This is a genomic window from Algoriphagus sp. AGSA1, assembly GCF_021390545.1.
In the GTDB taxonomy this organism is placed as follows: Bacteria; Bacteroidota; Bacteroidia; order Cytophagales; family Cyclobacteriaceae; genus Algoriphagus.
In genome coordinates, this window is sequence record NZ_JAJUWR010000048.1 from 1 (window position 1) to 12,562 (window position 12,562).

Here is a 12,562-nt window from a genome sequence, read left to right on the forward strand (position 1 = left end):
CCGCCTATTTCTGCAGAAGATTTAAGATGATGTACGGAGTGCCTGCGGGAAGAATGAGAAGAAGGGACTCCTTAATTAACGTTCAGGGATAAATTCAATAACTGTCTGGTTTCCAAGGCTTCCTTCAGAAACCCCGGTTTTTTTTCTACGGCATTGCCTATCACCACTACATCCGCCCCATTCCGGTAGGCTGTTTTTAATCTCCCCACGGAGTCGATCCCACCACCGACTATCAGGGGACTGTTGACGGCGGATTTTACCGAGCGGATCACTTGCCCAGACACCGGAGATTTAGCCCCACTTCCTGCATCCAGATAAAAATACCTCATACCGAGGTACAGTCCGGCAAGTGCTGTGGCTTTGGCCAGATCAGGCTTTGAATTAGGCAAAGGAAGGGTTTGGCTCACGTACTGTACACTGGTGATCTCCCCTTCATTGACGAGCATGTAAGCGGTAGGAAGGGATTGCAGCTGCATCTCTTTGATCAAGGGGGCAGCGAGCACTTGCCGGCCAATGAGGTACTCAGGATTTCTGCCTGAGATCAGCGAAAGGAATAAAATGGCATCTGCCTCTTCGGTAAGCTGTATTTGTGACCCGGGAAAGATTACAACAGGGATTTCTCCGGCGATCTTCTTTACCGAACTTACTACTTCGCGGAAATTATCACGACTAAGCTGGCTACCTCCCACAAATACTAAATCCAGATTAGTATTTTTGATCCAGGCATACTCCTCTTCAAACTGCCCGTGGTTTAGGATTTTGTCCGGATCGACCAGCCACGCAAGCCCCTTTTTTCCGCTGCGATGAAACTGTTTGAGAATTTTACTTACGCTCCTTTTCGGCTTGGGCATTTTCTGTCTGCGTAGAGAATAAGTTCGGGAGAAATTTTTCTTTGGCAAAAGCTAATCCCATAATCAGCAGACGCTGGCTTATGCTGGGCCAAAAGGAAGATTTAGAACCCGTGGTCAGTTTTTTTTCGATTTCCCGGGTCAACAGTCCTTCTTTTTCAAGTACTGCGAGTACTTCTTCAGTTTTCTTGTCTTTACGTTTTTTGCGGCTCTGAACCACTGCCAGAGCGATCAGACTCCCTGCCAGCACTATGCCTCCGACTTTCAACCAATCCTCCGATTCGGCTTTGACAAGCTCAAATTGCCTGGCGAGGGTTTCTTCCAGCTCTTTTTCTTTTTGTTTCAGGTCTTTTTTCATTCTTCCTCCTGGCGTTTTTTGAACATGCGTACTCTAAAAATAAAACCTTTTAAGCCCCTTTGCATTTTTTCTTCAGTGGAATCATTCTCCCGCAGCAAGTATAATATCACCAAAAGCAACAGGTATAACAATCCCACTAACAAGAAACCCATATGTGGTGATTCAAAATGTTGGCTTAAGTAAAAGGCCAGTGATAGGCTAAAAAACAAGAGCACTAACAACAGACTTCCACCCATGAGGATCAGGAAGATCAGCCGGGTCAGTATCCCGGATACCTGATCCTGAACTTCTAACTTGACCATGTCTATTTTGGTCTCTACTATTCCTTTTAACGTCTGTATTATTTCTCCGATTTTCAGCATAATTAAAACTTGTGAGAGGTTCCCTTTGAAATACATGACAATATACTCCAATTGACAGGAGCAAAAAAATCATGCAATCACATCAACATCCTGCCCTTCGTAGAATTTATACCTCAAAACCAATTCTAATGCAAACGCTATGGCGGTGTTTATGGTGAATTGTTGGCAGAGTGCCTGGTCAATCTCCTCCAGGCGGCTATAGAAGGCCGTTGCAAGGGGAATGTCCATATCTTTATTTATCCGGTCACTGGCAAGGTTATATGCGGCGGGTTTCTCTTCTTTCAATACTTTGCAGATAATGAGGTCTTTTTTGCCATATTTAGTCCTACGGGCCGAGGCCGCAAATAGCCTGCAAATCATGCCACGTGTAGGATGGTTGCCACAAAATCCCTTTTTCCCATCTTCGGATTGCGGCCTATACATCACACAGCTAGCATTCTCTTCCATACTGTCCAGAGTGGCCAGCGTTGATTCGGCCAATCCTTTCCCATATAGGTCAAAGGCCAATGGAAGGAATTCCAATGGGGAGGCAGGTACTTTAGGATTGGCGCAGCAAAATCCACATCCTGCCACACAGCCTAAGCCACTTTCAGATACAAATTGCTTTGTTTCTGCCTCTAACTCGCCGAACACATTCAGCGTAGCCAGAGATTTTTCAGCGAGATTCATCTCTAGTTTTCAAATAGTCCGCAAATTTACGCTAGACAGGCTTGTTTGATTCTCATAAACGATTATTTTTTTATATTGACAATCAGAGATTTAACTTTTTGCCATCTGAATAGTTAAAAATATCGGGCCATTTCACGGAATAGATCGTTTTCTTTAAATAAACGGAAGAATATGAGCAATCTAGATGAACAAAATGCGGAAGAGAAAATCAGGTTAGCCTTCAAGGAACGGGATTGGAGTGAGATTAAAAGTGCGGATTCCTGGGTTATTTTTAAGGTAATGTCTGAATTTGTAGAAGGCTTTGAAAAACTCGCCAAAATAGGCCCATGTGTTTCAATTTTTGGTTCTGCCAGAACTCCTAGGGATCATAAGCATTACAAGGTAGCTGAGGAAATCGCAGCCAAGCTTGTCCGCCATGGCTATGGTGTCATCACAGGCGGAGGGCCGGGTATTATGGAAGCTGGTAACAAGGGGGCGCATTCAGAAGGAGGGAAATCCGTGGGCTTGAATATCGTTTTGCCGTTCGAGCAATTTGATAATATTTATATAGACCGTGACAAGTTGATGACCTTTGATTATTTTTTTGTACGTAAAGTGATGTTTGTCAAGTATTCCCAAGGCTTTGTTGTGCTTCCTGGGGGATTCGGTACAATGGATGAATTTTTCGAAGCATTGACGCTCATTCAGACCAATAAAATCGGAAAGTTCCCGATTGTACTGGTGGGGAAGGATTACTGGGCTGGACTGGTGGATTGGATCAGAAAAACACTGCTTTCTCACCGATACATCAATGAAGATGATCTAGATCTATTTGCTGTGGTGGAGGATGCCACTGAGGCAGTGAAAGTTATCGACGACTTTTACAACAAATACCTGCTTAGCCCTAATTTCTGATTATTTTGACCTGATCCGGTCTTTCAACCCTCTTAATTGTAGATGAATAAATTCCACCTAGTACTTCTTTATGTCCTGGTAATTATCTGTCTGGCATCCGTGGCCCATATACTATGGAGAAGTCCTCAAGAAATACAGGTAGAACCAGGGGTAGCAAATGTGCAGATCCTGCAAAGCATGCCGAGTCCCGTTAGGGATACGGTCAGACTTTTTGATTTGCCTGAGCAGTTGGGCTTTGCCGGTGAACCTGTCCCCCTCGAACTGGGAGATGTAAGAGAACGTCTGGAGCGTGAAATCTACGTGAATGCCTACTGGCAATCCAATATGATCCTGCTCATGAAACGATCCGGGAAGTTTCTTCCCGAAATAGAAAACCTGCTCAAGGAAAACGGCATACCGGATGATTTCAAGTACCTGGCAATGGCGGAATCCGCGCTTATGAACGTAGCCTCTCCTGCCGGGGCAAAAGGGTTTTGGCAGATCCTGGAATCCACAGGCAAAGAATATGGTCTGGAAATTTCCAAAGATGTGGATGAGCGTTATCATCTTCAAAAAGCCACTTATGCTGCCTCCAAGTATTTCCATAAGGCGTACGCCAGATTCGGAGACTGGACAGCGGTTGCAGCTAGTTATAATATGGGACAAGCCGGGTTTTCTAGGAGACAAGAAGACCAGTTTGTCGATAATTACTATCATCTGTATCTAAATGATGAGACGAGCAGGTATTTATTCAGGATTCTTGCATTCAAGGTAATCTTTGAAAATCCCGGGGAATTCGGCTATTACCTCAAAGATTCAGATTACTATACCTATCCACCTCTTAAATCAATTAAGGTAGATGCTGACATCAAAAATCTGCCGGCATGGGCCAGGCAGCATGGCAGTACCTACAAGGATTTGAAATTGTACAACCCCTGGCTCCGGGATAAGGATCTGAATGTAAAGCGCGGCAACACCTATGAAATAGTACTGCCTAAGTGATTTTTCGGATGTGTGATGTATGCAATCGATATGTTTTAACGAGGATGTCTTATCTCCCCAGCATTCCACTTAGACCAAGCATGAACCAATCTTGTCTTCTGGGGTTTTACTCTTTGAAGTTTACTAATTTGTCCGGCTGAAAATCCCTACCTTTGCCGATTAAAATTGCCCGTCGATTATATGAGCCAAGTCACTCCAGTACAGGAAGAATACATAGAGATTTTTGGAGCCCGAGAGCATAATCTAAATAACCTGGATCTGAAGATTCCCCGCAATAAACTTGTGGTGATCACGGGTCTGAGTGGTAGCGGCAAAAGCTCCCTGGCATTTGATACGATCTACGCCGAAGGACAGCGTAGATACATGGAATCGTTCTCGGCCTACGCACGTTCGTTTCTGGGCGGTATGGAACGTCCTGATGTGGATAAGATCAACGGACTGTCCCCGGTAATAGCTATTGAGCAGAAGACCACGTCCAAAAACCCACGCTCCACCGTCGGCACTGTGACCGAAATCTATGATTTCATGCGTCTGTTGTATGCCAGGGCAGGGGAGGCCTATTCCTATCTCACAGGCAGTAAAATGGTCCGGCAGACTGAAGACCAGATCATCGATCTACTGTTCACAAATTTTCTAAACCAGAAGCTCTATATCCTGGCTCCTGTGGTGAAAGGAAGAAAAGGCCATTATCGGGAGCTTTTTGAGCAGGTTCGAAAAATGGGATTTTCCAAGGTACGCGTCGATGGCGTAGTGATGGAGATGGTTCCCAAAATGCAGGTGGACCGATACAAGATCCACGATATTGAAATTGTCATCGACAGAATAGTAGCCGAGGAATCAGATCGTTTTAGGATCACACAATCCCTTAAATCTGCGCTTCAGCATGGAAAAGGAGTGATCATGATCCGGGATGAAGCAGGGGAGATCCACCATTTTTCCAAATACCTCATGGATCCAGAGACAGGACTTTCTTATGAAGAACCTGCACCAAATACATTTTCCTTCAATAGCCCATACGGAGCCTGTCCTACATGTAATGGACTTGGGATTACAGAGGAAATCACCCGGGAAAGCATCATCCCAGACCCAACCCTCAGCATCACCCGGGGTGGCATTGCTCCTCTTGGGGAATACCGGGACATCTGGATTTTCAAGAAAATAGAAGCTATACTGAAGCACTATAAGTGCAGCATGAGTACGCCTATAGGAAAGCTCCCTGAACAGGTAGTGGAGATACTCCTTAACGGCGATAAAATAGAGGTGGCTGTAGATTCTGTAAAGCATCCGGGTACCAAGTGGCACACCACCTTTGAGGGAATAATCAATTTCCTAAAGAAGTATCAAGAAGGAAGCTCAGATAAAATACAGGATTGGGTAAGTGAATTTACGATCACTCAGACTTGTCCGGACTGCCATGGGTATAGGCTTAAGAAGGAGGCCTTACACATTAAAATTGACAATACCCACATCGGACAATTAGCTATGATGGATGTGCGTTCGTTGGGCGAGTGGTTTGTAGGATTGGAAGACAGGCTCTCTGAAAAGCAAAATGTGATTGCAATGGAAGTCCTCAAGGAGATCCGAAAAAGAATAGGTTTTCTCCTCGATATAGGTCTGGATTACCTGTCACTTAACCGCCCGCTAAGGACACTTTCGGGGGGCGAGGCACAGCGGATCAGACTGGCTACGCAGATTGGGACCCAGCTAGTAGGGGTATTATATATCTTGGATGAACCGAGTATAGGCCTGCACCAACGAGACAACGAAAAACTGATTCAGGCGCTTCAGAGTTTGCGTGATCTGGGAAACTCTGTTTTGGTGGTAGAGCATGACAAGGACATGATGCTTGCCGCCGACTATCTGTTGGATATGGGGCCTGGTGCCGGGAGGCATGGTGGAAATATCGTATCGGAAGGAAAACCAGCTGAGATTCTAAAGACAGATGGGGTTACAGCCAAGTATCTGGCAGGAAGAATTGGTCTGCCTGTGCCAATAGTACGCCGGAAAGGCAAAGAGAAATCACTTGTAATTAAAGGCGCTAGCGGCAATAACCTTAAAAATATAGATCTTCACCTGCCATTGGGTACACTGATCTGTATCACTGGAGTCTCCGGAAGCGGTAAAAGCACACTTATTCATGAGACACTTTACCCAATCCTGAACCAGCATATCTACCACTCCAAGAAAAACCCTATGCCCTATAAAAGTGTAGATGGCCTGGAACATTTGGACAAGGTAATAGAAGTGGATCAATCTCCTATAGGCAGAACTCCACGCTCCAATCCTGCCACCTACACCGGTGTGTTTTCTGATATCAGGGCACTATTTACCGAGCTGCCTGAGGCTAAAATCAGGGGATATAAGCCAGGCAGGTTTTCTTTTAATGTCAAGGGAGGAAGATGTGAGGACTGTGAAGGAGCAGGAATGAAGCTGATAGAGATGGATTTTCTGCCTGATGTACATGTACCTTGCGAAACCTGCAAAGGCAAGCGTTACAACAGAGAAACATTGGAGATCAGGTATAAGGGGAAGTCCATTTCTGATGTACTGGACATGACGGTGGAGCAGGCCGTGGAGTTTTTCGACAAGATGCCAAAAATCCTCAGAAAGATTAAAACATTGAACGATGTAGGTCTAGGATACATTACCCTTGGGCAGCATGCCACCACACTCTCTGGAGGCGAAGCCCAGCGGGTCAAGTTGGCCACTGAACTTTCTAAAAAAGATACCGGAAAGACATTTTATATACTTGATGAGCCCACCACGGGACTGCATTTCCAGGATATAGAACTATTGATGCTCGTGGTAGATGGCTTAGTTGCCAAGGGAAATACTGTCCTGATTATAGAGCACAATATGGACGTGATCAAAATGGCCGACTATATCGTGGACTTAGGCCCTGAAGGGGGAAATAAAGGCGGAAAAATCGTAGTACAGGGGACCCCGGAGAAAATCGCAGCTACCAAAGAGAGCTATACCGGTAAATTTCTCAAAATGGAATTAAATAGCTAACAAGGGTAATAATCAAAAGTATGCCCCTTTTATCAAAATAAACCGAAGCGGACAACTGTGTTATTTATCTTTGGGCGATTATGAACAGAATAAGGCTATACTGGTTGCTGCAGATTATAGGATGGGGTGGATTTGCCATGGTGAGTATTTTCCTGGCCTCTCTTTCAAGTGGAGTTACCTCTGTGCAGATCTGGGCCTTTATAGTTCTGGCTGCCACCAATCTTATTTCCACACATTTTTTACGCTATATAGTCAAGACCTACAATTGGTTCAAACTCAGTATTCCGCAGCTTTTATTCCAGTCTTTCCTGGCAATCATTGCCCTGTCTTTCGTCAACATTGTAGCCCAGATATTCATCAACATTGCTTTTGGCACGCTGAATCCGGCAGAGGATTTCAAAATTTTATTGATCCTTGCCAATCTACTGCAGGCCATATTGTTATATGCGCTTTGGTTTTTGATGTACTTTCTGGTCCACTTCCTGGACAATTATAATTCTACCCTGAAGTACGAGGCAAAAATCAATGAAATCAGGCTAAATCACCTAAAAAGCCAGCTCAATCCCCATTTTATTTTCAATGCGCTCAATAGTGTCAGAGCGCTTGTGGACGAAGATCCCAGCAAAGCAAAAACAGCTATTACCAGGATCTCCAATATGCTTCGCTTTTCCCTGATGATGGACAAGAAGCAGACAATAGAATTTGGAGAGGAACTAAATACCGTAAAGGATTATTTAGAACTCGAAGCTATCAGGTTTGAAGAAAGGCTGAAGGTGGTGTACCACATCGAAGATGAATCCTATAGCTATAAAATACCGCCCATGATGCTGCAGACCATCGTGGAAAATGGCATCAAACACGGGGTCTCAAACCTCGTCAAAGGAGGTGTGATCGAAATAAAGTGCCGGGAAGGACTACATGATGACCTGTACATCCAGGTCAAAAATAGTGGGCAACTTACCCATCAGCCATCCTTAAATGCTGATGATGAGCAAGGTCATGGACTCAGCAATACTGTCCAAAGACTAAAGTTGATCTATGGGGATAAAGCAAGCTTCCGTATCTTCAACTCCGGGATGCACTTCGTGATCACCGAAATAAAAATCCCGAAACAAAAAGTTACATTTGAATAACAAACTCAACAAACATGCGAGCCATTGTAATTGATGATGAAAGATTAGCCAGAAAAGAGCTGATCAACCTCTTAAATCAACTAGAAAGCGTAGAAGTAGTCGGCGAGGCAGTAAACGTAGATGATGCCAAGGATAAAATAGAACAATTGAATCCAGACGTTATTTTTCTTGATATCCAAATGCCCGAAAAAACAGGATTCGACCTGCTGGAGGAATTGGATAACGTCCCTCACGTGATCTTTACCACCGCTTATGACGAATATGCGTTGAAAGCTTTTCAGGTAAATGCGCTGGATTATCTTCTAAAACCAATCGAGCCTAAGCGATTGGAAGAGGCTCTGATAAAATTGCAGGGCAAGATAGACGGATTTACCAAAAGTGAAGATTCCCAGTCTCCCAACAACCAAAAGAAACTGACCTTAGATGACCAGGTATTTGTCAAGGATGGGGATAGATGCTGGTTTGTCAGGCTTTCTAACGTACGCCTATTTGAATCTGACGGCAATTACATCAAGGTTTACTTTGACAACTTTAAGCCAATGATCCACAAATCCCTAAATGCATTGGATGAACGACTGGACGAGAAATCATTTTTCCGGGCCAGCAGAAAGCACATCATCAATCTAGGCTGGGTAGAGGGAATAGAACCTTGGTTTAACGGAGGTCTGGTGGTCACGCTACGGGGTGGGGACAGAATAGAGGTGAGTAGAAGGCAAGCTGCCAGATTCAAGGAAATGATGAGCCTTTAAGTTTAAGGCGTTAATAATTGATTTTTGATGACCCTATAGCCTGTCTGTCACGAATCCGTCTGTGCTGGCAGGGCTTGTTAAGGGGAAATTTCTAAGGATTTATAATCATTCACGATACGTGAGAGTGATGTCCCACCTGAGTCACTCTGTCTGGCATATATCTGATATGTTTAATTTCATATATAGTAAAAAGCATTTGATTTCATTTATATTTTCTGTAAATAGAGAGTAAATTGCTAAATACAGTTTGAAATTATAGTTTTCACCATAAACGCACATCTGCCAATATCTTATGAAAGAAGAGCGGATATTAATCGTCGAAGACGATATCAGCATAGCAGAGAATATTCAGGAAATATTAGAACTCCTGGGATACGTCAATACAGATATTGCCAATTCTGCAAACCAGTGCATAAAAATCATTAAGAAAAACCGCCCTGATCTGATATTCATGGATATCAAGCTGAAAGGCGATAAAGACGGGATAGAGCTAGGGGAAATCGTAAAGCAAATGGTGGATGCTCCACTGGTGTATGTGACATCCTATTCCGATCCAACAATAATCGAAAGAGCTAAAAGAATAAATCCGGCGGGATTTATAGTAAAGCCGTTTAATACCAATGATATCCATGCCATAGTGGAGATCGTGCTCTATAATAAACGTACCAAGCCAGTCACGGAGACTACCGCAGTCAGTCCCCCAAGTGACAGCCCATATCTGGTAGCTGACGCTGTGTTCATCAAAGCTGACAATGCCTTCGAGCGGGTTTCTTATGAAGATATCCACTATGTGGAGGCAAATGGCAACATGGTTACGATTTTCACCAAAAAGAGAGATTACAATATCCGTAAATCGATGAAGGAAATCGAAGAAATCCTCCCGTCCCAGATTTTCCTCCGGGTACAAAAATCATTTATCGTACATCTAGGGCAGATCGAAAGCTTCAATACCAAGGAAATCACACTTCGCTCGGGAGCCACCGTTCAGGTCGGGCGACAGTACTATAATAGTTTTCTCGCAAAACTAAGTACCATCACGGAGAGTTAAAACAAAAAGGTGGGCTAAGTACCCACCTCTTTCGATTAACCAATCAACCAAATCTACCCTTACGAGTATTCGTTTTGGGATTTTTACCCAATAAGATTATCAAAGGACCGAGGAATCGGTCCCTAATTTTTGGAATTCAAATGCTTTTTCAGCATCAGGATTTAAAGGAGTACCGGTATTGTAAGTTGGTTCAGTATATTCAATAAGGGCAGTATTCCTTGCAAGACTTGTCTCTACCTTAGCTTTCCAAATAATGGTAATTGCCATTACGAAGCCCAATGCGGCACAAATGTTTTTTTGGGTAACTAGTGAAGTAATCATGGCAGTAATAAGTTGGTTTAATTTCTATAACTGCTATATGCCAAAAAGTGACCCAAAAACACAAGTGGTTAAATATCAATCATTTGAGTAGATTGCATATAAATGAGCTGTACGGTTATGAACAGCAATAACCCAGAGATGGACATTTGTTTATAAACCAGTAGGTTACAATAAGAGCCGAAATTTTTAAAAAGGTTTCCAGCAGGTTTATTTCTTCCTTAAAGCTCTTTTTATGAAATATTCTTCAAAATTTTCCCAGAATAAACTATCCTTCTATGGCTCAAAATAGGATCTGGATAGGTATAACCTATAAATTTATGTCTCCTCTCTTGATTTTCTACTAGTAAGATCGAGTCAGAATTATCAATTATTCGCCATGCCGCTAGCTTCTCATTTTTTAAATCGTACATAAAAATTGAGTCAAAGCTGCTCTTATATTTTATGGGTATGGGGTCATACGATTCACGATTAAACACTAATTCTCTATCATTGATGTATAATTCAGAATAGGTGGAATTCTTTTGTAGTGACCACCAATTCCCCGAAATTTCATTCGAAACGCTGTCCTGTCTGAATTCTAGGTTAAAGAAAGAGATTAAGAATAAAAAAGCATATTGCTTTCCTAACTGTTCTTAAAAGGCCCCCTCCTTAATCCAATAGCAAAAACGCTCCATTTGGAGCATTTTTACTATATAAGTTGATATCTCTATAAAAGCTCATTCGCAAGATTCGCCAACTCAGACCTTTCCCCTTTCTCAAGTTTGATATGTGCATAGAGTGGGTGATCCTTCACACGATCAATCAAATACGACAAACCATTGGACTGGGAATCCAAATACGGGGTATCGATCTGGAAAACATCCCCGGTAAACACGATCTTCGTATTCTCACCCGCTCTTGAGATAATCGTCTTGATCTCGTGCGGGGTAAGGTTTTGCGCCTCATCTACTATGAAGAAAATATTCGAAAGTGAGCGTCCACGGATATAGGCCAGTGGTTGGATCACCAGTTTTTCCTGGTTTACCAGCTCTGTGATTTTCTGAAATTCCTTGTCGGTTTCCTTGTATTGGTTTTGGATGAATTTCAGATTATCCCACAGTGGCTCCATGTAGGGATTCAGTTTGGATTTGATATCTCCCGGCAGATATCCGATGTCCTTATTGCTTAAGGGTACAATCGGCCTAGCCAAGTAAATCTGCTTATACTCTCTTCGTTGCTCCAGTGCTCCCGCCAGTGCCAATAATGTCTTTCCTGTCCCGGCTACTCCTTGGATAGAAACCAAACGTATGTTTGGATTGGTGATCGCATGAAGGGCAAACGTCTGCTCCGCATTTCTTGGTTTGATATTATAGGCCAGTTTCTTGTCAACCCGCTCAAGAATACTTTCTTCGGAATTATAATAGGCTAAAACCGAATTCTTGTCGCTTTTTAGAATATAATAAGCATTGGACTTTCTTTTTCGTGTCCCCAGGACAGCCTTTGCCTCTACATAGCCTTGCTCAAAAAGTTTATCAATATGCGTCGGATCTATATTGTCTAAAATATACTTCCCGGTGTTTTCGAGCTCGGTGATATTCTTGATCTTACCTGTCTCGTAATCTTCGGCAAGTAAATCAATAGATTTGGCCTTTAGTCTAAGATTGATATCCTTACTGACCAAAATTACTTTTCTGCCTTTCTCGTGCTGTTTGAGGTGCAAGGCACAGTTTAGAATCTTGTGGTCATTTTTCTCCTCTCCGAATATTTCATTGGCATTGATTTGATTCTCGGGATTCATCAGCACCCTAAAATTGCCCTTGGTCTTTCCATTCAGCGGAGTCCACTCATGGATCATATGATCCTGGGAGAGCTTGTCCAGCAATCGGATAAATTCCCGGGCTTCAAAATTCTTGGTATCATTGCCTTTCTTGAATTGATCAAGTTCCTCCAGCACCGTGATCGGAATGACCACATCGTGCTCGGCAAAGTTCATAATGGAGTTGTGTGCGTATAGGATTACTGAAGTATCCAGCACGAAGATTTTCCGATCTTTATCGGATTTGGCTCTAGGCATGCGCAGGTAGTGTAGTGGTACTATGTGATTTAATTTAGAAAAATATTTGGGCTAATGACAAAGTTTCAATGAGAATTTATGGTTAAATAACTAGGACTATTATCTATAGCTTTGACTATCAATCCAATAAAAAA

12 protein-coding genes are annotated in these 12,562 nt (G+C 43.0%); 6 read left to right on the top strand and 6 right to left on the bottom strand.

Going from position 1 to position 12,562, the window contains the following annotated elements:
• Nucleotides 1-71: 71 nt before the first annotated feature.
• The 4 genes from LZF95_RS24250 to LZF95_RS24265 all read right to left on the bottom strand — a co-directional run bounded on the left by LZF95_RS24250 (nt 72) and on the right by LZF95_RS24265 (nt 2,237).
• Complete coding sequence (locus LZF95_RS24250; protein ID WP_233757962.1) at nt 72-851, bottom strand: geranylgeranylglyceryl/heptaprenylglyceryl phosphate synthase; 780 nt, start codon at nt 849-851, stop codon at nt 72-74.
• Nucleotides 823-1,206, bottom strand: coding sequence for a hypothetical protein (locus LZF95_RS24255; protein ID WP_233757963.1), 384 nt, complete (start codon nt 1,204-1,206; stop codon nt 823-825). Before LZF95_RS24255 ends, LZF95_RS24250 begins: the two co-directional genes overlap by 29 nt.
• A complete protein-coding gene (locus LZF95_RS24260) occupies nt 1,203-1,568 on the bottom strand; it encodes a phage holin family protein (RefSeq protein ID WP_233757964.1) in 366 nt (121 codons plus the stop codon). The genes LZF95_RS24255 and LZF95_RS24260 overlap by 4 nt, the downstream gene beginning before the upstream one ends.
• Before the next feature lie 69 nt (nt 1,569-1,637).
• Nucleotides 1,638-2,237, bottom strand: coding sequence for a YkgJ family cysteine cluster protein (locus tag LZF95_RS24265; protein ID WP_233757965.1), 600 nt, complete (start codon nt 2,235-2,237; stop codon nt 1,638-1,640).
• Between the two features lie 171 nt (nt 2,238-2,408).
• Here LZF95_RS24265 and LZF95_RS24270 point away from each other — a divergent pair, with 171 nt between their 5' ends.
• The 6 genes from LZF95_RS24270 (at nt 2,409) to LZF95_RS24295 (ending at nt 10,054) form a co-directional block, all read left to right on the top strand.
• On the top strand, nt 2,409-3,131 hold the full coding sequence (locus LZF95_RS24270; protein ID WP_233757966.1) for a TIGR00730 family Rossman fold protein: 723 nt from the start codon (nt 2,409-2,411) through the stop codon (nt 3,129-3,131).
• A 42-nt stretch (nt 3,132-3,173) separates the two neighbouring features.
• Nucleotides 3,174-4,112, top strand: coding sequence for a lytic transglycosylase domain-containing protein (locus tag LZF95_RS24275; RefSeq protein ID WP_233757967.1), 939 nt, complete (start codon nt 3,174-3,176; stop codon nt 4,110-4,112).
• 180 nt (nt 4,113-4,292) lie between these two features.
• On the top strand, nt 4,293-7,124 hold the full coding sequence (gene uvrA / locus LZF95_RS24280) for an excinuclease ABC subunit UvrA (RefSeq protein WP_233757968.1): 2,832 nt from the start codon (nt 4,293-4,295) through the stop codon (nt 7,122-7,124).
• A gap of 80 nt (nt 7,125-7,204) precedes the next feature.
• Nucleotides 7,205-8,257, top strand: coding sequence for a sensor histidine kinase (locus LZF95_RS24285; protein WP_233757969.1), 1,053 nt, complete (start codon nt 7,205-7,207; stop codon nt 8,255-8,257).
• Between the two features lie 14 nt (nt 8,258-8,271).
• Nucleotides 8,272-9,006, top strand: coding sequence for a LytTR family DNA-binding domain-containing protein (locus LZF95_RS24290; RefSeq protein ID WP_233757970.1), 735 nt, complete (start codon nt 8,272-8,274; stop codon nt 9,004-9,006).
• Between the two features lie 292 nt (nt 9,007-9,298).
• Nucleotides 9,299-10,054 carry a LytTR family DNA-binding domain-containing protein gene (locus LZF95_RS24295; protein ID WP_233757971.1) on the top strand — a complete coding sequence of 252 codons (756 nt, stop codon included), beginning with the start codon at nt 9,299-9,301 and terminating at the stop codon, nt 10,052-10,054.
• Nucleotides 10,055-10,153: 99 nt separating this feature from the next.
• On the opposite strand, the gene LZF95_RS24300 is transcribed toward LZF95_RS24295, so the two are convergent.
• Nucleotides 10,154-10,375, bottom strand: coding sequence for a hypothetical protein (locus tag LZF95_RS24300; protein ID WP_233757972.1), 222 nt, complete (start codon nt 10,373-10,375; stop codon nt 10,154-10,156).
• Nucleotides 10,376-11,081: 706 nt separating this feature from the next.
• A complete protein-coding gene (locus LZF95_RS24305) occupies nt 11,082-12,428 on the bottom strand; it encodes a PhoH family protein (protein ID WP_233757973.1) in 1,347 nt (448 codons plus the stop codon).
• Nucleotides 12,429-12,562 lie beyond the last annotated feature (134 nt).